18 protein-coding genes and 1 pseudogene are annotated in these 19,171 nt (G+C 53.2%); 9 read left to right on the top strand and 10 right to left on the bottom strand.

The window, feature by feature from the left end; all coding sequences use genetic code 11:
* Nucleotides 1-105: 105 nt before the first annotated feature.
* Nucleotides 106-1,422, bottom strand: a complete 1,317-nt coding sequence (locus Q5Y75_RS23570) for an ABC transporter substrate-binding protein (protein WP_306202136.1) — start codon at nt 1,420-1,422, stop codon at nt 106-108.
* 180 nt (nt 1,423-1,602) lie between these two features.
* Here Q5Y75_RS23570 and Q5Y75_RS23565 point away from each other — a divergent pair, with 180 nt between their 5' ends.
* Nucleotides 1,603-2,688, top strand: a complete 1,086-nt coding sequence (locus Q5Y75_RS23565; protein WP_306202135.1) for a LacI family DNA-binding transcriptional regulator — start codon at nt 1,603-1,605, stop codon at nt 2,686-2,688.
* A 65-nt stretch (nt 2,689-2,753) separates the two neighbouring features.
* Here the strand turns inward: Q5Y75_RS23565 and Q5Y75_RS23560 are convergent, their stop codons facing one another.
* The gene (locus Q5Y75_RS23560) at nt 2,754-3,434 is read right to left on the bottom strand and encodes an IS6 family transposase (protein ID WP_306202133.1); all 681 of its coding nucleotides are present in this window, start codon (nt 3,432-3,434) and stop codon (nt 2,754-2,756) included.
* A gap of 396 nt (nt 3,435-3,830) precedes the next feature.
* Between Q5Y75_RS23560 and Q5Y75_RS23555 the strand changes: the two genes are divergently transcribed.
* The 5 genes and pseudogenes from Q5Y75_RS23555 to Q5Y75_RS23535 all read left to right on the top strand — a co-directional run.
* Entirely contained in the window at nt 3,831-4,838 is a 1,008-nt protein-coding gene (locus tag Q5Y75_RS23555) for a BMP family protein (protein WP_306202131.1), read from the top strand.
* Nucleotides 4,839-4,844: 6 nt separating this feature from the next.
* A complete protein-coding gene (locus tag Q5Y75_RS23550; RefSeq protein WP_306202129.1) occupies nt 4,845-6,386 on the top strand; it encodes an ABC transporter ATP-binding protein in 1,542 nt (513 codons plus the stop codon).
* Nucleotides 6,376-7,425, top strand: coding sequence for an ABC transporter permease (locus Q5Y75_RS23545; RefSeq protein WP_306202128.1), 1,050 nt, complete (start codon nt 6,376-6,378; stop codon nt 7,423-7,425). Before Q5Y75_RS23550 ends, Q5Y75_RS23545 begins: the two co-directional genes overlap by 11 nt.
* Nucleotides 7,426-7,429: 4 nt before the next feature.
* On the top strand, nt 7,430-8,374 hold the full coding sequence (locus tag Q5Y75_RS23540; RefSeq protein WP_306202124.1) for an ABC transporter permease: 945 nt from the start codon (nt 7,430-7,432) through the stop codon (nt 8,372-8,374).
* Nucleotides 8,374-8,595, top strand: a pseudogene (locus tag Q5Y75_RS23535) (cytosine deaminase); the annotation flags it as partial. The gene Q5Y75_RS23540 and the pseudogene Q5Y75_RS23535, both read left to right, overlap by 1 nt.
* Nucleotides 8,596-8,646: 51 nt before the next feature.
* Here Q5Y75_RS23535 and Q5Y75_RS23530 read toward each other — a convergent pair.
* Nucleotides 8,647-9,354: an IS6 family transposase gene (locus Q5Y75_RS23530; RefSeq protein ID WP_371933300.1), complete on the bottom strand. Its 708-nt coding sequence runs from the start codon at nt 9,352-9,354 to the stop codon at nt 8,647-8,649.
* A gap of 426 nt (nt 9,355-9,780) precedes the next feature.
* Here Q5Y75_RS23530 and Q5Y75_RS23525 point away from each other — a divergent pair, with 426 nt between their 5' ends.
* Nucleotides 9,781-12,258 (top strand): P-loop NTPase family protein, encoded by a 2,478-nt coding sequence (locus Q5Y75_RS23525; protein ID WP_306202121.1) that lies wholly within the window; start codon nt 9,781-9,783, stop codon nt 12,256-12,258.
* Here Q5Y75_RS23525 and Q5Y75_RS23520 read toward each other — a convergent pair.
* The gene (locus Q5Y75_RS23520) at nt 12,218-12,700 is read right to left on the bottom strand and encodes a helix-turn-helix domain-containing protein (RefSeq protein WP_306202118.1); all 483 of its coding nucleotides are present in this window, start codon (nt 12,698-12,700) and stop codon (nt 12,218-12,220) included. The two genes, Q5Y75_RS23525 and Q5Y75_RS23520, sit on opposite strands and share 41 nt — an antisense overlap.
* Nucleotides 12,701-12,808: 108 nt before the next feature.
* Between Q5Y75_RS23520 and Q5Y75_RS23515 the strand changes: the two genes are divergently transcribed.
* Complete coding sequence (locus Q5Y75_RS23515; protein WP_306202116.1) at nt 12,809-13,132, top strand: hypothetical protein; 324 nt, start codon at nt 12,809-12,811, stop codon at nt 13,130-13,132.
* Nucleotides 13,133-13,778: 646 nt separating this feature from the next.
* Here the strand turns inward: Q5Y75_RS23515 and Q5Y75_RS23510 are convergent.
* The 5 genes from Q5Y75_RS23510 to Q5Y75_RS23490 all read right to left on the bottom strand — a co-directional run bounded on the left by Q5Y75_RS23510 (nt 13,779) and on the right by Q5Y75_RS23490 (nt 18,095).
* Nucleotides 13,779-14,510 (bottom strand): adenylate/guanylate cyclase domain-containing protein, encoded by a 732-nt coding sequence (locus Q5Y75_RS23510; protein WP_306202114.1) that lies wholly within the window; start codon nt 14,508-14,510, stop codon nt 13,779-13,781.
* Between the two features lie 212 nt (nt 14,511-14,722).
* Nucleotides 14,723-15,688 (bottom strand): ornithine cyclodeaminase family protein, encoded by a 966-nt coding sequence (locus Q5Y75_RS23505; RefSeq protein WP_306202113.1) that lies wholly within the window; start codon nt 15,686-15,688, stop codon nt 14,723-14,725.
* Between the two features lie 381 nt (nt 15,689-16,069).
* On the bottom strand, nt 16,070-16,957 hold the full coding sequence (locus tag Q5Y75_RS23500) for a phytanoyl-CoA dioxygenase family protein (protein ID WP_306202111.1): 888 nt from the start codon (nt 16,955-16,957) through the stop codon (nt 16,070-16,072).
* Between the two features lie 280 nt (nt 16,958-17,237).
* A complete protein-coding gene (locus Q5Y75_RS23495) occupies nt 17,238-17,558 on the bottom strand; it encodes an antibiotic biosynthesis monooxygenase family protein (protein ID WP_306202109.1) in 321 nt (106 codons plus the stop codon).
* Between the two features lie 27 nt (nt 17,559-17,585).
* Nucleotides 17,586-18,095: a hypothetical protein gene (locus Q5Y75_RS23490; RefSeq protein ID WP_306202106.1), complete on the bottom strand. Its 510-nt coding sequence runs from the start codon at nt 18,093-18,095 to the stop codon at nt 17,586-17,588.
* A 65-nt stretch (nt 18,096-18,160) separates the two neighbouring features.
* Here Q5Y75_RS23490 and Q5Y75_RS23485 point away from each other — a divergent pair, with 65 nt between their 5' ends.
* Nucleotides 18,161-18,727 carry a Crp/Fnr family transcriptional regulator gene (locus Q5Y75_RS23485; RefSeq protein ID WP_306202104.1) on the top strand — a complete coding sequence of 189 codons (567 nt, stop codon included), beginning with the start codon at nt 18,161-18,163 and terminating at the stop codon, nt 18,725-18,727.
* Between the two features lie 3 nt (nt 18,728-18,730).
* On the opposite strand, the gene Q5Y75_RS23480 is transcribed toward Q5Y75_RS23485, so the two are convergent.
* Nucleotides 18,731-19,165 carry a c-type cytochrome gene (locus Q5Y75_RS23480; protein WP_371933302.1) on the bottom strand — a complete coding sequence of 145 codons (435 nt, stop codon included), beginning with the start codon at nt 19,163-19,165 and terminating at the stop codon, nt 18,731-18,733.
* Nucleotides 19,166-19,171: the final 6 nt, after the last annotated feature.

The raw sequence follows: 19,171 nt of genomic DNA, 5'->3' as shown, positions 1-19,171 counted from the left end.
GCCCTTGGGGTGGTACGTCGAAGTTGGCTGTGTGCTCCGGGCAGACAAGATGCCAGCCCGGAGTGGGAGGATCGGGCAGCCAATGCCGCCCGACGAAGCGATTGATCAGATCTTGCCTTCGTCTTCGAAGGTTTCGGTCCAGTCTCCCACCAGACCATCCAGCGCCTCTTGCGCCGTGCCATTTCCGGCGATGACATAATCATGCACACGTTGTTGCATGGCCAGAAGCAGTTCGGCATAGGCCGGTTCCGCCCAGAAATCCTTTACGATCGCCATCGAGTCCAAGAAGGTCTGCGCATAAGGCTGGCTGGTTGCAAACCCCGGGTCTTCAACCACTGCCTTCAGCGCCGAGTAGCCGCCCAGCTCCCACCAGCGCGCCTGAATCTCTGGCTGTGCGAACCACTTGATGTATTCCAGCGCGGCATCCTGCTTGTCCGAGTACGAGACGACGGAAATCCCCTGCCCGCCAAGCTGTGCAAACTGCCCGTTCGGGCCTGCGGGGTTGGGAAAATAGCCGGATTTTCCGCCGCCGACATTGGGGTCGGCCTCAACCCCCGGCCAGATGAAGGCAAAGTTCATCTGCAGCGCAACCTGCCCGGATTTGTAGGCATCGATGTTCTCGCCCATATACCAGTTCGAAGACCCCGGAGGCGTGGCCGTGTCATAGAGGTCCTTGTAAAACTCCAGACCAGCAACAGCATCCTCGGAATTGACGAATCCATCAAGCTCATAGGGGCTGTCGGGGTTGCCGTATTCGAAACCGTAGTTGTACAAGGCGTTGGTGACGCCCATAGTAATGCCCTCAGACCCGCGTTCAGTATAGATCGCAGCGCCGTAAACCGTTGTGCCGTCGATATCGCGCCCCTGGAAAAACTGAGCAACGTCTTTCAACTCGCCCAGTGAATTGGGCACATCCAGATCGCGGCCGTATTTTTCTTTGAACTCGGCCTGCAGTTCCGGGCGTTCAAACCAGTCCTTGCGATAGGTCCAGCCCACGACGTCGCCAAAAGCGGGCAGAGCCCAGTAGTTCGGCGTGTTCTTGGGCCATTCGGCATATCCCGTCACGGTCGCCGGAATGAAGTCATCCATCGTGATACCTTCGGCCTCGAAGAAATCATTTAGTTTAACATAGTGCCCGTTCTCGGCACCACCGCCGATCCACTGGCTGTCCCCGATCATCAGATCGCAGAGCTTGCCGCCCGAGTTCAGTTCGTTCAGCATCCGGTCGGCGAAGTTGGGCCATGGCACGAATTCGAAATTCATGGTGTGGCCGGATTTTTCCTCGAAGTCCTTGCTGAGTTCGATCAGAGCATTCGCCGGATCCCATGACGCCCAGCACAGGGTCAGGTCTTCGGCCTTGGCGGCCCCGGTTGCGCCAATCAAGGCGGCTGTGGCCACGGTAAATTTCAGCTTCGCATTCATCTGGTAACTCCTCCCATCTGATTTGCGCCGGTTTTGTGAACGGCGACTCGTTGATGGAAGCTTTGATAGCTGAGGTACGTACCTCAGATCAACCATTTTCTGATGCACGTGCCTCAAAAGGCTTGCATGTCGCAGAAAGTTGGGCAAATAGTCCTTGAAACTCAAACCGAAGGCGGTTGGATGCGCCCAACAACCAAAGACCTCGCAAAAGCCGCCGGCGTTAGCCTTGCGACGGTTGATCGCGTCCTCAACAAACGTCCCGGTGTACGCAAGAAAACTGTAGAAGCCGTCAAAAAAGCGATTGAGGAAATCGGGTTCGTTCGGAATCTGTCTGCGGCCAATCTGGCCAAAAGCAGGCAATACAGGTTTCGGTTTCTGCTGCCCCGGCGGGGCGACTTATTCATAGCCGAGTTGCGCGATCGTATCTTTGAAACAAACATCGGTCTCGCAGCCGAAGGGATGGAGATCACCCATCAGGAAATCTCCCAGGTTGACCCTCATCTGATCGCCCAAACCCTGTTGAAGATTAGGCGGGACGAGGTTGATGGAATTGCTTTGATGGCGCCCGAATCCCCGCAGGTGCGGGACGCCGCAATTCGGCTTCAGGAGAAGGGCGTGCACGTTGTCCATCTGATTTCGGGCCAGCAAAAGCTGTCTGACATGGATTTCGTTGGCATCGACAACCACGCAGCCGGCGCAACCGCTGCACGGCTGATCGGGCGGTTTGTCTGTGGTCTACAGGGAAAAGTCATGGTGGTTTCGGAAACCATGAATGCGCGCGACAGTCTGGAACGGCGCCGCGGCTTTGATCAGGTCCTAACCCGGGATTATCCCAATCTGACCGCCCTGCCCTCGTTGGAGACCCATGGAGACGAAGCGCGTGCGTATGAGATTATTTCCAATATGATCAACAACAGCCCCGATATCGTTGCCGCCTATGTCATGAGTTCCGAGGCGCGATTGCCATTGAACGCGGTGGCCAGACAAACCGACCCCCAAACGTTGACAGTAATCGCGCATGAACTAACGGACCGAACGCGCAAGGCATTGGTGTCCGGCGAGGTCGATGCCGTAATCGCCCAGGATTCCGGACATCTGGTGCGCAGCTCGGTTCGCCTGCTGCGCGCCCGGTGCGACAAGCGAGAGATCATGAGGTCACAGGAACAGATTCGCATCGAGATTCTGATCCAGGAAAACTTGCTCCCGGCTCAATGTGCCTTAAGGTCCAACGATCACGGTTCTGTCGCAAATTCTTTTGATGACTGAGGAGATGGCTTGGCTTTGTCGCAAAATCTGGCGTTGATCATAGCTATCGCTCTGATTGGGCAGAATTATCCAGCGAGCTCTGCAAATTGACGGAATCCGCTTGTCGAAGGTCCAAGTTGGCCCTTTCGTATCATGTTTGTGGTCTCGATCCCCGCAAGTGCCGCTGCAGCTGACGCGAAGCTTTTGAAGCCGAGCATCGGCCTCGTGAGCCTCTTTATGAAGCGATGATCCTGCTCGATTATGTTGTTGAGGTATTTTGATCTGACAGTGTCGATTTTGACTGGTATCTGCAGCCTCTTGAAGATCTTGTTGGCCTCTTTGATCCCGGCCGCGTTGCTCCTGCTTTTGTCGATCGTGATCCGTTTCGGGATGCCATTGTTGCACAATACATTGGCGAAGAATTTCTTCGCAGACTTTGTGTCTCGCTTCTCGGAAAGCATGAAATCAAGGGTTTGCCCGTCGCGATCTACAGCACGATAGAGGTACAACCATTCACCGCAAACTTTGATGTAGGTCTCATCCATGCGCCAGGATTCAGCAATATTGGCCTTCCGTTTCTGCGCCGCGCGAGCGGCCAAAGGCGAGTACTTCACAACCCAGCGATTCAGCGTCGCATGATCAACCGATACCCCACGTTCTGCCATGATCTCTTCCAGGTCGCGGTAGGAGACGCCGTACCGGACGTAGAAATAGATCGCGAACAGGATCACAGATTGCGGGTAATGCGCACCTTTGAAGTCGATCATCGGACATTCCTAAACTCTGTCAAAGACCAACCAGCCATTGGATTAAACCGCGCGAAGTTGCAACATCCCGTCCAAAGTTTGCGACACAACCCAGTCCGATATTTCGGTGTTGAGTTCGAAGACGCTCTGGCTATCGCAGAAGCCATTGAAATCTAGATATTCTGGGCCGTCTTCGCCGGCGGCCCGAAGCCGCCGCTCAACGGAACTAGTCAAGCCGCATTGCATACGCCAGAGCAGACGTTGCCAGGACAGCAGATCTATGAAGTTGACCTAATTCCGGACCCTAAGCACATTTTCTAAGCAAGCTCTGGTCGTCCGAGCCCCTCATTCTCAAGATTCTTGACCAAATGATAAAATTACGTGTTACTTTGCGTCAATTGCCACGGGGAGGACATCATGAAAACATCACTATTTCTTAACCGCCGCCAATTTCTGATGACGACCGCAGCGTCGTCACTTTTGCTTGGGGCTGGTCGCGTTGCTGCCGCAGAACCTATCAAAACCGCCGGGATCTATACCGTGCCCGTCGAGCAGCAATGGGTCAGCCGCATCCACAACGCCGCGCTGACGGCGCAGGATCGCGGTGATATTTCCTATAGCTTCTCAGAGAACGTCAGCAACACAGACTACGCCCGGGTGATCCGCGAATATGCCGAGGCGGGCAACAAGCTGATTATCGGCGAGGTATTTGGCGCCGAACAAGAGGCGCGAGAAGTCGCCGCAGAATATCCCGACGTGGCTTTCCTGATGGGCTCAAGCTTCAAGGAAGACCCGGCGCTGCCCAATTTTGCGGTTTTCGACAACTATATTCAGGACGCCTCTTACTTGTCCGGTATCATTGCCGGCTCCATGACCGAGACGGGCAATATCGGTATGGTTGGCGGCTTTCCAATCCCGGAAGTGAATCGCCTGATGCATGCCTTCATGGCCGGTGCACGTGAGATGAACCCCGATATCACCTTCCAGGTCAGCTTTATCGGCAGCTGGTTTGATCCGCCAAAGGCCAAGGAAACGGCCTTTGCAATGATCGAAAACGGCGCAGATGTCTTGTATGCCGAACGTTTCGGCGTTTCCGACGCCGCTAAGGAAAAGGGCATTCTTGCAATTGGCAACGTGATCGACACGCAGCCGGAATATCCCGACACCGTGGTCGCCTCGGCGATCTGGCATTTTGAACCGACCCTGGATAAGGCCATTGCCGAAGTGCAGGCCGGTAGCTTTACAGCCGCTGACTATGGCATCTATTCCTTTATGAATCAGGGCGGAACCTCTCTAGCACCCTTGGGCACATTCGACGGCAAGGTACCTGCCCCTGCACTTGACCTTGTCAAGAAACGCGAGGCCGAAATCAAATCGGGTGCATTCTCTGTGACCATCAACGACGACGAACCGACATCGTCATAACCACCCATGGACACCTCTGTTGTTGAGGCGCTGACCCTCGATGCTATCACCAAGCGCTTTGGCACGCTGACCGCAAATGATGCAGTCAGCCTTTCTTTGAACGAAGGCGAAGTTGTTGCCTTGCTCGGTGAAAACGGGGCAGGCAAAACAACGCTGATGAACATCCTCTTTGGCCAATATACGGCAGATAGCGGTACCGTTCGGGTGTTCGGAAAAACTCTGCCACCGGGAAACTCTCGCGCTGCGCTGGATGCGGGTGTGGGGATGGTACACCAGCATTTCACACTGGCCGACAACCTGACTGTGTTGGAAAACATCACTCTTGGGGTCGGTTCACTATTGAGCACAAGCGCGGGACGATCGGCTGCCCGCGACCGGATCAAGGCGCTGTCTCAAAAGTATCACCTATCCGTGTCGCCGGATGCTCGTGTCGGGGCGCTGACGGTAGGTGAACGGCAAAGGGTCGAGATACTTAAAGCGCTTTACCGCGATGTGCGCATTCTTATTCTTGATGAGCCGACCGCAGTTCTGACGCCGCAGGAAACGGATGATCTGTTTGCGACCCTCCGGCTGGCCATAGCAGATGGTTTGTCGGTCATATTCATTTCCCACAAGCTACATGAGGTTATGGCTATATCGGACCGAGTTGTCGTGTTGCGGCACGGTAAGATAACGGGTGGCGTTCGCACCGCAGATACCGACAAACACGCGCTGGCGACCCTGATGATGGGCACAGAGGCGACACCACCCAAGGTACCCCAATCGACGCCCGGGCCTGCTTTATTGAAACTGGATCGCGTCGCAACACCGGATGTCGGCAACGCTCCGGGGCTCAAGTCGGTGTCTCTATCTTTGCATGCCGGGCAAATCATCGGCCTGGCTGGCGTTTCCGGCAATGGCCAGGCCGCGATCGCAGATGTTGTTGGCGGGCTGGTGAAACCTGCCGAGGGGCGGATCGAGAGGGGCGGATCTGACATCGACCGCTGGACCCCGCGCGAAGCAGTAAAAAGTGGCATCGCTCGCATTCCCGAAGACCGGCAAAAAACCGGAACGATTGCGGATTTTGACCTGACCGAGAATGCAATTCTTGAACGATACCGCTCAGCGGGGTTCAGCAAGGCTGGTTGGCTGAATTGGCGCAGTTCACGGGCCTTTGCCGAGGCCATCATCAATAAATACGATGTGCGTTGTCCGGGCCCGGACACGCCGATCCGGCTTTTGTCCGGTGGGAACATGCAAAAGCTGATCCTGGGGCGCGTGCTTGAGGCCGCACCGCAGGTTATTCTGGCCAATCAACCCGTGCGCGGGCTGGATGTCGGCGCAGTCAATTATGTGCACGGCCAGTTGCTGGAAGCCCGCGCCAGAGGGGCCGCGATCCTGCTGATCTCGGAAGATCTGGATGAGGTTATGGCCATGTCCGATGTCATCCATGTGATTGCTGACGGACAGCTCTCACCCGGATTCGGCCGGGGCAGTATGACACCCACGGAACTGGGCCTATGGATGGCCGGACAAGGGTTTGAAAACGAGAATGCGCATGCGCCTTGAACCGGTAAACAACCCCAGCTTTGGGCGCAAACTGGTCCCACCTGCATTGGCGTTGTCTGCGACAATTGTGATCGCATCGCTTTTGGCAATGATCGCAGGCGCAAACCCTTTTTCGGTTCTGGGCCTGATCATCAAGGGCGCATTTGGGTCGAAATTCGCGCTTCTTGAAACGCTCAACCGGGCGACGCCGCTGATTTTTACGGGGCTTGCCGTTGCCGTGGCCTTTCGGGCCAAATTCTGGAACATTGGGGCCGAAGCGCAGCTATACGCCGGAGCTCTGATCACGGTTTTATTGGGAACCGGAGCCTTGGCGTGGCCAAGTGGCCTGATCCTTCCTGTAATTGCGTTGATTGCCGTGTTTGCGGGTGCGATTTTGCTGCTGGTACCGGCGCTTCTGAAAACCCGGTTTGGGGTGGATGAGGTGGTGACGACTCTGCTTTTCAACTTCATCTTCCTACTGTTTATTTCAATGCTTTTGGAGGGGCCATTGAAAGATCCGATGGGGATGGGCTGGCCAAAATCGGCCCGACTGATCCCCGAGGCCCGCCTACCACGGATCGTCGACGGGCTGCGTTTGCACTGGGGTTTCGCCCTGGCGATCATATCGGCGCTTTGCGTCTGGTTGATCCAGACCCGCAGTACCTTAGGCTATGAGATGCGAGCCGTGGGCCTGAACAAACAGGCCGCAGGTTTCGCGGGCATTCCGGTGAATTTAGTGTTGGTCAAAACCGCGCTGTTGTCTGGCGGACTTGCCGCCTTGGGAGGCTTTTCCGAGGTCGCCGGGCTGAAGGGGAGCCTGACTCTCGATCTGTCGCCCGGATTTGGTTACACCGGCATCATCGTGGCGATGCTCGCCCTGCTCAATCCTCTGGGTGTGGTGATCGCAGCTCTGTTTGTGGCTGGCATTTTTGTCGGAGCTGACAGCATGAGCCGGGCCGCAGACGTACCAACCTACCTAGCCGATATCATGCAGGCTATCTCCCTTTTGCTGATGGTTCTGGCAATCATGCTGACCCGGTTTCGCGTGGTGAGGGACTAGCGCCATGGACATCATCGAAATCCTCTTCACCGCTAGTTTCTGGGCCGCAGCGATCCGTATCGCCAGCCCACTGATTTTTGCGACCCTGGGCGAATTGATCTGTGAACGCGCCGGTGTCCTGAACCTTGGCATCGAGGGTATCATGGTTTCCGGTGCATTTGCGGGTTGGATGGCGGTCTATTCGGGCACCGGGCTTTGGATTGGTGTCGGCGTTGCAATGGCTGTTGGGATGTTGTTTGGACTGTTGCACAGCACGCTGACAGTGCCCTTTGGCCTGTCCCAGCATGTAGTTGGACTGGGCGTAACACTTCTGGCGACTTCGTCAACCTACTATGCCTATCGGCTGGCGCTGCCAGAGGTCACCAGCCCACCCAAGATCGTCGCGTTTCAGCCCTATGAAATCCCATTGCTATCGGACATTCCACTGCTTGGGCCCGCTCTTTTCTCGCAAACGCCGCTGACCTATCTGGCCTTTGTACTTGTTGCAGTTGTCGGGTTGGTTCTCTACCGAACGCCCTTGGGTTTGGCCGTGCGTGCCGCAGGTGAAAACCCGGCTGCGGTCGCCTCACAAGGCCTTTCGGTGACCGCCATCCGCATGGGGGCCGTTATCATTGGCAGCGGGCTGATGGCCGTCGGTGGCGCGTTTCTAACAATGTCCGCCTTTGACAGCTTCTTTTTTGAGATGGTCAATGGGCGCGGCTGGATCTGCATTGCTCTGGTTGTCTTCGGGTCCTGGCGGCCGGGCAAGGCAATGCTTGGGGCAGTGTTGTTTGCTGCCTTCGATGCGCTGCAAATCCGGGTTCAGCAGACAAGTCTTGGGGCGCAGGTCCCCTATCAGATATTCTTGATGATGCCCTACATCCTTTCCATTCTGGCATTGGTAGTAACGTCACGCCGGGCTGAAGTACCCGCCGCACTTATGGTGCCATTCAACAAGGGGGAGCGGTGATGTTTGACCTGATTGTAAAAGGTGGCTTTCTGCCGAACGGCAGCGTCGCTGATATCGGCATCTCAGGCAGTAAGATCACCGCCATAGATCAACTCGGCACTGCCAAAGCAGGGCAGATCATTGATGCAACCGGCGATTTGGTCAGCCCGCCCTTTGTTGATCCGCATTTTCATATGGATGCGACCCTGTCCTATGGCCTGCCTCGCATCAACGCCTCGGGAGGCTTTGTCAGGTTAGTTTGCCGAAGCTGAGAAGTGTGGTTTGTGCAGAAGTCATACGGTCAGTTCGAGGGTATACTCGCTCCAGAGTTTGAAAGCATCCGTACGTGCGTGGCGGTATGAAATGGCCGAAAGGCGGTGGCGTTTGGGGCGAAACAATGAGGCGGTTTGATCATGGGCGGAGAGAAACTGTTGCGCCTGCCTTGGAGACCTGAAGCGCCCCATGATCTTTTCTCGCCGGCCGGTATGCCGGTGCGAGGCTTCAGCCCGATTATTCAACCCCTTGTGCTGGCGATGCTCTATCCTAGGGGCGATCTCGGCCCTGGCTGCCGCGTATGACCGAAGCTTGTCTGTGACCAACACCCTCGGTTGGCCCCAACGGCGGAACAGCTTTCGGAAGAACCGCTTGGCAGCACGCTTGTTTCGGCGTGGCTGAACCAGGATATCGAGCACATCGCCATGTGCATCAATTGCCCGCCAGAGCCAGTGTTTCCTGCCCTTGATCAGGATCACCACCTCGTCCAGGTGCCATTTATCTGCTGGCTTGGGCCGATCGCGGCGTATCTTTGCAGCAAACTGCCGGCCGAAGCGCGCGACCCAAGCCCGTATGGTTTCGTGAGAAACTCGGATCCCTCGCGATGCAAGAAGGTCCTCGACATCTCTAAGACTGAGGGCAAACCGATGATATGCCCAGACAGCATAACCAATCACGGAGCGCGGAAAACGGAAACCCTTGATGCGGGAAAGATCGGATATATTCAACACGGACCTGCGCTAACCCGATCGGGTGCCAATAACAACCTGACAAAGCCCACTGCAGACCTCGGTGCAGAAGCAGCACAAGTCCCTGCCCCATTCTCCACGACATATCCAACCGGCCCTGAGCTGACATCCAGCAGCCAACCGAAATGCTGCGGTCGCAGCCCGCATTGCCGACATTCGCCGCGCCAGCGAGATCTAGACTTTGGTGAACTGACAGATGGCGGGACTTTGCGGACCTTCGGCCAAGGTCCGCTAGCGCGGTGCCTGCATTGTATCAAGTGCCATGCGATCCGCAGCGCCCTCTTAGTGTTCTGACCTTTGAAGAGAGATTTCGAAGTAGAAGGGAAGACAACTTTTTTACGATTTTATGTCACCAAGCTTGAAAAAAAATATCACTTGTGATCTTTCACCTTGAGAATAGGTGTGATGATGAAACCAGAAGAAGCAAGACAACGAATTTTAGAGATATTTCGATATCTTCCTTTTATAAAATTAGAGATTGACGAGGTTCAGAACTTAGCATTTCCGAAGCTCACCTTAGATGATCAGAGAAATCTTGACGATGAGAGCGACAAAGAAGAACACTCCGAAACAAAGAAGAGTGAGCCAAAGGGTAAACTAAACAGTCCAGTTTTAAGATTGAAAGACGGGCTTGAGCAGGCGTCTAACAAATTGCGTTTCGGCGCAACTGCAAATGAAGAATGGCGCGATACCATATTGTTTTCCCGCGATACGGTAACACGCAAGTCTCCTAACAGCCGTAGCTCGAAAGGTGAGCCGTTTTGGAGCGAAGGTGATCCGATCAATCGCTCTTCCTCAGCCTTTGAGGACTGGTTTGCAAACACTCTTCTGGACCGGATACAGGATGGAACACGGCGACACAAAGTAGCGATTACCGGAGCACCCGGCTGTGGCAAATCTTCGTTAGTCAAGTATGCGATGTCGGCATTCTCCGCCGACCTCGAACATCGCAACATAGTGTTTTCTAGATTTGAGTTTTTAAAGTTTTGGGATCACTGGCATGTTGAAGGCGGTGATATCACGGTTTCACTTCGACATTATATGTCATTTATTCATTGTCGCGATCTTGTATTGAGTTATTTTTTCCAGTTCGTTGGAGGTAATGGATTCCGATTAAAAAGAAATTTCGAGCAACAAGTCGACCTCGAACAATGTCTAATCCATCTAGCTCGCGAAATGGTCATAAACAGCGGAAGGGACACAGAAGGTATAATAGGGGGCGATACTGACCGAGATCGCGATAGAAAAGTGAAAAGTAGTCCCGAATATTTACTTTTACATCACGTTGTTTCGAGCGCCCAGCAGGGTAACGCGCACTTGAAGGACTACTTGCAAGGACTGCGTCACTCCAAACGAAAGAGCCTGATTGAAGTCCTATGGGAGCGACGAACACTTGTGACTGTGTTCGATGGTATGGATGCTTTGAACGTTGAAGACGCGGTTCAAAACACCCAGAAGTGGACTGCCATAAAGGAAATTATTTTACGAAGAAAGGACCTATCAGTTCCTGAGAGTTTTCGTCAGATGGGCGTTGCGGTTAAGGCTGACAGCATTGTCATAATGCGTAGAAACACGATGGCTTTTCTTCGGAATGACCCTGAGCTTGAAGACCCAATCGGCATCACCAGAGTTTACAAGGTTGAAAATATCGATGGACTCTCAGCCATAGTGTCAGTGGTTTCCCGTTCAACACGATTTATTGGTGACGCGAAGGACCTTAGCGAAGATGAGAAGAAAAAATTCGTTCAGGCAGTGGTCAGTATTTCGCAGCGAATATTTATTGCGATAGCGAGAGGTCACGGGCCGCGAGTTGCCGCATCAATCATCTATGGTGTTTTTGACGGCAATCTAAGGGAATTGTTTGACTTCATATCGCGTTCCTTGTCTCGATATATTGATGAAGTCATCGCATTGAAAGATTTAGATGGTGAAATCCTATTTGGAGATACAGCCACTTTCGTAGAAGAAGTGGAGCGAGAGTGTACAGGCTATCTTCGGCGAAAATCCTATCGAATCGTAGAAATGTTGCTGTTTGAGGGACCCAGCTTCGAGAACCAACTAAAGCTAGGTGGTATTCGCAGAACGCAAATGAGGGTGAGGAAAAACCGAAGAGCAAAAGGGTTTGTCGACAACATTTTTAACTACCACGAGCAAGGCCCTATGATGAATCTGGACACTCACTCGCTGCTGGAAAAAATCCGTGTCGTTCAGTGCCTTGAGAACGCTAATATGACTCAAGCGGAGCTTGAAGATGCTCTAAAAAACAATTTTGGATACCTGCCCCAAGACATTTATTCGCTACTAATGTTCCTGACAAAGAGTAATCTGATTGCTGCCGAAATCACGGCAGACCCAGAAGATGAGGATATATACGATTTTTTGTATTCAAGTACTGTAAGAAGTAAATTGATTATGTCATCTCTTATTCAAAATATGGCATACTTGGAGCACATCTTTCATAAGACAAAGTTCCCAAAGAAACTAATTCAACATATATCTGATAAGCCGAAAGATAAGGTTGGCGCGGAAAGCTGGGCAGCTAGATCACTAAACAATGTCTTTATTTTACTGTGTTATCTCAGGCACGTGGAGCAAAACGCGCCTTCGCAACAGGTTGCAAACCCTGAACTTCGCGTTTTCGATTCCATGCATGAGTCAGTATCCAGGTCTATTGCCGGCATCGTGGACGAAGCTGGCTTGAACAAGGCGTTGGACGCCCAGATTGATGTAGATGGCGAATTGGAATCCGAATACTCAGAGGGCGCTGCGGATCGCATAGCACCAGATGCTTTTGTCCGCCTCTCGTCGACATATAGCGTGTGGAAGAGAGGCGGATGTGTTCCTACTTCTCAGCGTGTTCAACCGCTGGAACCAACGAGATAGTTGCGTCGAGAGCTTTTCCCATACGACTAGCGGCGTAAGCCAGTACCTCCGTTCTGGATTCGTGGAACAAGTCCAATATTCTAGCGGCGGTGGTCGGAGTTACATCTAGGTGCCGCGCTATCTGGGCTTTCGACCACCCGTTCTTCCTGCATTCAAGATATAGCAGCACTTTTGTGGTTACTAGAGGACTCATCCTGACGCAGTATTCAATATCCTTTGCCTTGCTACAATCGCCGGATGGGATATCTCGGTTATAGTCGAGTCGCACTTGCAACGCGTGTTTCACCAGTCGTTCTGCCCGCGCAATTATGTCCGCTTCTGACATCTCATCTTTGTCGACCGCGACAACAATTTCCGGAAAGCTTGGGAATTTGAACATATCCTTGTCCCCGACCCTCCTGATTGAAAATCCAAATGCCAAGTTCATATCTATCTCCTTCATAGCCGGTCCTTAGCAGGTGATATCATGTTTGACAATATATCATAAATGATATAATTTCTATAGTGATCACATGGCAAATGCCTGACCGGCTGATGGAGGAAGGCACCTATGCGTGACTTTGTAGACGCTCTTCGAGCATTCGCTTCCGAACACGGGATGCTAATCGAAAACAAGATTGATCCTGACGATGGTATTCGCACCATCGTCGTCTACACAAAAGATGGGCGGGACATCACACAGGTCGCCACAGTCATCATCGAACAGGGCTCTGAGGATGACCCAACGATCAAGGAACAAATCCTCAATAGCGTCGAAGAACAGGTTAAAGACGATGTAAAAAAGGGAGTCAAGGCAACCGTCAGTGCCGCAGGAAAGTTGCTAGTTGAGTGGATCAAAGCATTCTTCGAGAACTTCCCAAACCCTTTCACTTAACATTTACCGAGCGACACACATGAGCTTAGTTTGTCGAAGCGAACCAGCCGATGGCAATTGTACACTGTCACGTGCATTGGTTCTAGTTGAAGGCTTAAATCAGTTCTGCGGATTGGTGAAGCGGACGAACAACTCGCTGTGAGCGAATTCATCCAGTTGCTCAAATACCGTCGGCGAGCTGACACGGCTGGTTGTTCTGGCCATTGCCATATGATCTGTGCGACACTGAGCTTAAGCACCGGCTCTACCCCGGTACAAGTGGCCGGATGTCGTCGGAATGACCAACCGGATGCTACCGAATCCACACTCTGCAGCGGCTCAATAATCTAGGTCATAGCTTCCTAGGTAATGAGCCGTTTTTTGAGCCTCGATTTTAAGAGGCGCCGTTCGCCGCAACTCATCCGAGGAACAGATTGGGCTCGCCGCAGACCTCGAAGGCAGCGCAGCATCATATCACTGCGCACTATAGTCGGCTTGTGCTCGCGGCCCAAACCGGTCGCACGTCATGAGTCTGGTATACTGCGTCTGCAGCCCGCATTGCGGACCTTCGCCACAGGCGCGAAGCCGAGAGATTGTCGAACCGTAACAACACAGACTGGATCTGTCGCAAAGTTTGAAAACTGGTCATCTCGACCAGCTGCTCCGATCAAATCGGAGCAGCTGCCGATGGGAATCTCGCCCAATTCGATAAGTTCCAGCATTCGTTTCGGAACCAGGGAGAAACTTTGCGACAGATCCGAGACCAGACCTGATACCGAATTGCGCCGCACAGACATCCACCTGCAGTGACCGGTTCACTTTTCGCCGCTGTGAGGAAAGGCCACCCAATTGGCTTTGCCTCTTCACCGGAAGCTGTCAAAGTCGAACGGTAGGCGCGAACAGGCTGAACGATGTTTTTAAGCTTTCTATGGCCAATATCTACAAACGAATGCTCAATCTTATCTTTGACTTGGTCCAAGACGCTCCCGGAGATGCAGAGCTCACCGGGTCTGGCAATTTCTTGAAGTCGGGACGCCTGATTGACACCGTCTCCAAAGATATCGTCGCCTATGACAACAATATCACCAAGATTCACGCCAATGCGAAAGGTGATTTTTTGTTTACCCGCGTTATTGGCTTCACGTTCAGCCATAACTGTCTGGACTTCCAGCGCGCAAGCGACCGCGTCAACAGCAGTAGGAAACTCAATCAGTAGGCCGTCGCCCATCGATTTGACTACACGCCCGTTATGAGTCGAGACCAGACGTGAAACGATGCCGTCAAAGTACGTGCCGAGCCGCGCCAGAGTGTCTGCTTCGTCTCTTTGCATAAGGCCCGAGTAACCTACGACATCGATCGAAACGATAGCAGCAAGTTTTCTGATCTTTGGCTTTGGCATGTGGTTAAGTTACGGCAGTTTAACCAGCGCGCATAGTCTGCGTCGTTGGTTGCAGTGACTATGCTTCTGCCTGAATTCCAGACACGTCACATAGCATTTGAAGGACTGCCTGGGGCTCCGGAACGGTCATTCAGTGAAATCTGTTAACATCGGGCATGCGGACGGAAGCTGCCGTCCAGCACGTGGAAGTGGATGTCAGCTTCTAACTCTTTTCAGAGTGAAGTTCCCAATTTAGTAGCCTTCACACGGCAAAAGGCTTCCACTGCGATCGCGGTGTCCTGTGCGCCGGTTCCCGTCAAATCGCAGATCGTCACGGCACCAGCTGGGCGCGAGAATTGGTCCGCTCCTGAAATGATTGAACCGAGTTCCAATACTTTTCTGCTGCCTTCGCCCAAACTCTGAAGCTCGCCGCCGATAACGCACTGATCAATCACATCACAAACCACGACGTCTGCGCGCTCGAGTACATTCGAATGTAGTTCTTGTTTGCCTGGTAAATCCGACCCCATGGCAGTGATGTGTAAGTCGGTGTGAAGCCATTCGGCCATGATGATTGGCTCCGTCGCCGGGGTCGTCGTGACGACAACTTGCGCAGACGTCACCAACTCCGCGAGGGACTGGCAAGGTTCCACGGGAATTCCAAGCAGATTTGCCATTTCAGCACAGTAGCTCGAAACAGATGCCGCGTTGCGCCCAAAAACCAGAAGGCGTTCGAACCTACGCACAAGGGCGAGGCTTTCAATCTGATATCGGGCCTGTACGCCAGTGCCTACCACGCCGACAGTTTTTATTTCTTGGGGTGCCAAGTGCTTTGCAGCCACTGCACCGGCAAGCCCGGTGCGCAAGTTCATCAAATATCCGTTGTCTAGGAAAATACAATCAAAGGCACCTGTCTTTGCGCTCATCAAAGCAATGATACTACTGCAACTGGGCAGTCCGATCTGCGGGTTCCGAAAGAAGCCGGTGGCAATTTTGACAGCAAGATGCTCGAGGCCATTCACAAAAGCGCCCTTCGTGTCGACAGCGCTCTCCTCATCAATGTCGATATGCATAACTGGCGGCATTGAAACACGCCCTTCCGAAATCCACGAAAAGGACCGCTCGGTTGCAACAAGCGATCCGTTGTCGATCGGAAGACAATTTCGCAACTCGGCTTCGGTGACAACCAAGGTGCCCATCGCAACTACTCCTTAGCTCGTAGGCGAAGGGTAATGCATAGCCGACTGTAGTGTCATCCGCGAAGTCCTGCTTCTCGCTGGTCTGACCCGGTAGCGGCGAAAGTACAGTTTCAGTTACGCCAAATCCTGGCCTCTGAATGACCGGATTGGTGGCGAGTGCTGCGCCGCAACAATGGACGCGCCGCATCTGCGAATGAGTGCTGCGCCAGCGAAGGTTGAAAATCAAAGGTCGGCTCCGTCCGCAGTCCGCCAGTTGGTTGCAGCCACAATTTCGCATTTGTAGCGAAAGTCCGGAATCACGGCCCGCACCGCAGCACCAGGTCTAGTTGATCAACGGCAGCTATGGGCCGTACTGGAGCTCATCCAGGTCGTGAAAATCGTCTACATGGTCGTCCCGAAGGATCTTTTCTTCAGTCCCTTTTGGATTTCATAAATTGAGATCGGAACATCGGGTTGCGGTTGAGGTATCCTGATTGGGATATCTTTCAGCCTTGGCGTAATGGTAGGTTCGCCGCACAGCATACGGGTATCGTAATCTTCGATCCCGTCCCACACCGTCATTGAACCCATAATCGGGAAGGCATCAGCAGCCATCATTTCGTAAAACAAAATGCGGCGTGACTGATCAGATGTGTTGAGTGCCGATCCGTGGACTATCCGACCGTGATGGATCGAGACAGAGCCGGCTGGTCCCTTCAACTCAACAGCATCCTTTGGGTCTAAACCGACTTCCTCCGGGATGAATGCGCCGGCAAACACACCATCAACATGGTGATCATAGACGGGGCCTCTATGGCTGCCGGGATAAACCATCAGAGGGCCGTTTTCACTCTCCATGTCGTCGATGATTACTCCGATAGCTAAAATATCGTCATTAGTATGTGGGTAAAATGCATAGTCTTGATGCCATTCTACAGCCGCGCCATAACCAGCCGATTTCATGTTGAGCTTAGACGTATGCAGCCGGAGATCTGGCCCAATAAGATCGCGCGCAGGCGCAAGGATATGATCTGAATACATAAGGTCGCGTATCATATTGCTAATTTTGTGGGGAAGCTTGATGCGGCGCAAACGCGGGGTCTTTTTGGTGTGACTATCTTCCAGGTCCAGCCTGTCGTTAGATTCTGTGATCCCGCGAGCCTCATCTTCGAACCGAGCGATTTCAGACCGGATATTCTCCATGATGTCATCTGGGAGATGGCGCTCCAGAACTAGATATCCGTTCTGTTTATACGATGCGATCTGAGCGCTAGACAGAATTTCTGGCACGCTTTCCTCCCCTGTTTCAGGTAGAGTGGTTGCATTGGGTGCGCGTGTCAAATCTGGAGCGTGGACCAAGAACTCTGAATTCATTTCACAAAAAGTTGGGACGGACCTTTCTAAGGTTACCAGCATTGAGCGCAAACCAAGTTGTGCTTGATCACTACGCTTCGATATATCGGTCCTAAATACTGAACAAAGCGCGAGTGGCAGCTTCCGGGAAGCTGACCCGCTAATACGACCAGGCCCCAGATGACCGGTAAGGGCCGCTCGTCCTCACATGTCGGGTCTAGATGTTCCATCCAGAACCGACATCGACATGTCGTATCGAGCACGAGTCGATGAGGTCTTCATAGCCATCCGGCAAATAGGACACCAGCCAGTCGTCTCCGAACCGCTTCTTAACAGCATCCAGATCGTCCCAAATGGACACAAACATCACCATATTATCGCCGCCCTGGATGCAACGACCGAAGAAGTATCCTCGATTTCCAGGATGCCCTTCCACGACTTTCGAAGAAGTGGTTGCGAAGTTCTCAAGCAGTTCTTCGACATGGCCGTCTTTGACCTGAACTTCGAATATTCTTAGGACTGGTCCGCTACTGGTCATCCTGGTCTCCTAGTTCAACAAGTGGGATCAATGATGGGTCATCGTACCGGTTGCGATGCCAAGGTGATGCTCCTGGTGGTGGGCACCAATCGTCATCAAGCCGTGGAACCCCAGAGCATTGATCATTTGCTGTTCGCCTTCCACTCGGACGATCACGCCCGCCTTGTGGCGTTCGACTTCCGTTCTCCACCCGGTCTCGGCGTCAAGAAACGGAGCATGTGCGGGGACCATTCCATGCAGAGCCTCGATCACATCTGGGCTTCCGGTCACATTGAACTGGACTGCTCCTTCGACTTCCTTTTGCCCAGCTACCGATTGGGTGGCGAGAAGCTCCATATCGACCAGATGTCTCTGTAGGGCGGGGATATCTACAGTTGTCCAGTCTGTGTGAGGGTTCTGTCGAAGCATGTCCACGATTTCAGCCAGAGCGGCGAATGCAGATTGGCCGACCTCTGTTGGGTGGGCATGGTTATGAGAGTGTTGCGCCAACGCGGGGCTTCCAAAAATAAGCGCGGTGACAAGGGTAAATCTGAGCATCTGGGTCTCCAATTGTCTCTTTTTCTCTACAACCCCTGAAACGAAAGACATATGATCAAGATCATATGATCCCAGCACCCTTTGATATGCTGCCGTCAGACCGGCTGAAGAAAATCACTACCCCCAAAAGGATGGTTTTGTTCCGAGAAGGTGATCCCACGAAAGGTCTGTTCTTGAGTTTGACGGCGATGATCAGGATGGAGCGCATCGGCCCGGATGGTGAGCCTGTGACAATTCACACGGTTCAAGAAGGTCAGTCATTTGCCGAAGCTTCTGTGTTCGCTGACAGATACCATTGCAACGCGGTTGCCCTCGTAGAAGGTGAGGTCATTCGCATCCCCAAGTCCGTCGTCTTGGCTGGGTTTGCCGATCCTGAATTTTCCACTGCGTATAACCGCATCATGTCTCGTCAGGTTCAGGCTTATCGGCAAATCGTTGAAGTCATGTCGATACGGTCCGCAGCGGAAAGAGTATATGCGGCGGTGGTCGCTGGTTTGCTGGACGCCTCGGTCATGAACCTCTCGCAGCGCATCGCGCTGACCCACGAGGCGACCTATAGGGCTCTGCGAACACTGGTCAGCCAGGGACGGTTGGAAAACCCGAGCCGAGGCCAATACAGACTCCCGAAATAACCATCACTGATGTGGCGGGTTTCGTCCGGCTTGAATTTCCTGGACACGTTCAGGCCAGGTTGAGCGAATGTAGGCCAGTATATCCCAGATTCCTTCATCGGAGATAACTTCCGCAAACCCCGGCATTCCACTCTTGAAGTTGGTAATGCCTCGCTCCGCCAGTGCTCCTTGTCCGCCCAGCTTCGTGTAGGTGAACAGCAGTTGGTTATCGTGGTGCCAGGTGTGCCCCGTCTCGTCATGAGGAGGGGCGGGCATCGTCCCGTCATCGTTTTGTTGCTGCCAGTTCGGCTGGCCCTGAAGCGCTGCACCGTGACACGACGCGCACTGTTCCGCGTAAAGCGTCTGACCCCGTGCAAGATCACGATCTTCGAGTTCGTGGGCAGCAATGGCCATTGTGGGCAGCAGGAGTGAGGCGGCGAATGTGAACCGGTAGATCATGTTACG

Source organism: Ruegeria discodermiae (assembly GCF_030758345.1).
Classification (GTDB): Bacteria; Pseudomonadota; Alphaproteobacteria; order Rhodobacterales; family Rhodobacteraceae; genus Ruegeria_C.
The sequence above is the reverse complement of the archived record's forward strand: the minus strand, read 5'-3'. Positions and strand labels throughout refer to the sequence as shown.

Bases quoted from the DNA above. Each gene is read 5' to 3' on its own strand.
- Q5Y75_RS23570 (WP_306202136.1), bottom strand. From the start codon at position 1,422: ATGAATGCGAAGCTGAAATTTACCGTGGCCACAGCCGCCTTGATTGGC.
- Q5Y75_RS23520 (WP_306202118.1), bottom strand. From the start codon at position 12,700: ATGAAGGAGATAGATATGAACTTGGCATTTGGATTTTCAATCAGGAGG.
- Q5Y75_RS23545 (WP_306202128.1), top strand. From the start codon at position 6,376: ATGCGCCTTGAACCGGTAAACAACCCCAGCTTTGGGCGCAAACTGGTC.
- Q5Y75_RS23525 (WP_306202121.1), top strand. From the start codon at position 9,781: ATGATGAAACCAGAAGAAGCAAGACAACGAATTTTAGAGATATTTCGA.
- Q5Y75_RS23515 (WP_306202116.1), top strand. From the start codon at position 12,809: ATGCGTGACTTTGTAGACGCTCTTCGAGCATTCGCTTCCGAACACGGG.
- Q5Y75_RS23485 (WP_306202104.1), top strand. From the start codon at position 18,161: ATGATCCCAGCACCCTTTGATATGCTGCCGTCAGACCGGCTGAAGAAA.
- Q5Y75_RS23565 (WP_306202135.1), top strand. From the start codon at position 1,603: ATGCGCCCAACAACCAAAGACCTCGCAAAAGCCGCCGGCGTTAGCCTT.
- Q5Y75_RS23495 (WP_306202109.1), bottom strand. From the start codon at position 17,558: ATGACCAGTAGCGGACCAGTCCTAAGAATATTCGAAGTTCAGGTCAAA.
- Q5Y75_RS23555 (WP_306202131.1), top strand. From the start codon at position 3,831: ATGAAAACATCACTATTTCTTAACCGCCGCCAATTTCTGATGACGACC.
- Q5Y75_RS23560 (WP_306202133.1), bottom strand. From the start codon at position 3,434: ATGATCGACTTCAAAGGTGCGCATTACCCGCAATCTGTGATCCTGTTC.
- Q5Y75_RS23490 (WP_306202106.1), bottom strand. From the start codon at position 18,095: ATGCTCAGATTTACCCTTGTCACCGCGCTTATTTTTGGAAGCCCCGCG.
- Q5Y75_RS23540 (WP_306202124.1), top strand. From the start codon at position 7,430: ATGGACATCATCGAAATCCTCTTCACCGCTAGTTTCTGGGCCGCAGCG.
- Q5Y75_RS23505 (WP_306202113.1), bottom strand. From the start codon at position 15,688: ATGGGCACCTTGGTTGTCACCGAAGCCGAGTTGCGAAATTGTCTTCCG.
- Q5Y75_RS23480 (WP_371933302.1), bottom strand. From the start codon at position 19,165: ATGATCTACCGGTTCACATTCGCCGCCTCACTCCTGCTGCCCACAATG.
- Q5Y75_RS23510 (WP_306202114.1), bottom strand. From the start codon at position 14,510: ATGCCAAAGCCAAAGATCAGAAAACTTGCTGCTATCGTTTCGATCGAT.
- Q5Y75_RS23550 (WP_306202129.1), top strand. From the start codon at position 4,845: ATGGACACCTCTGTTGTTGAGGCGCTGACCCTCGATGCTATCACCAAG.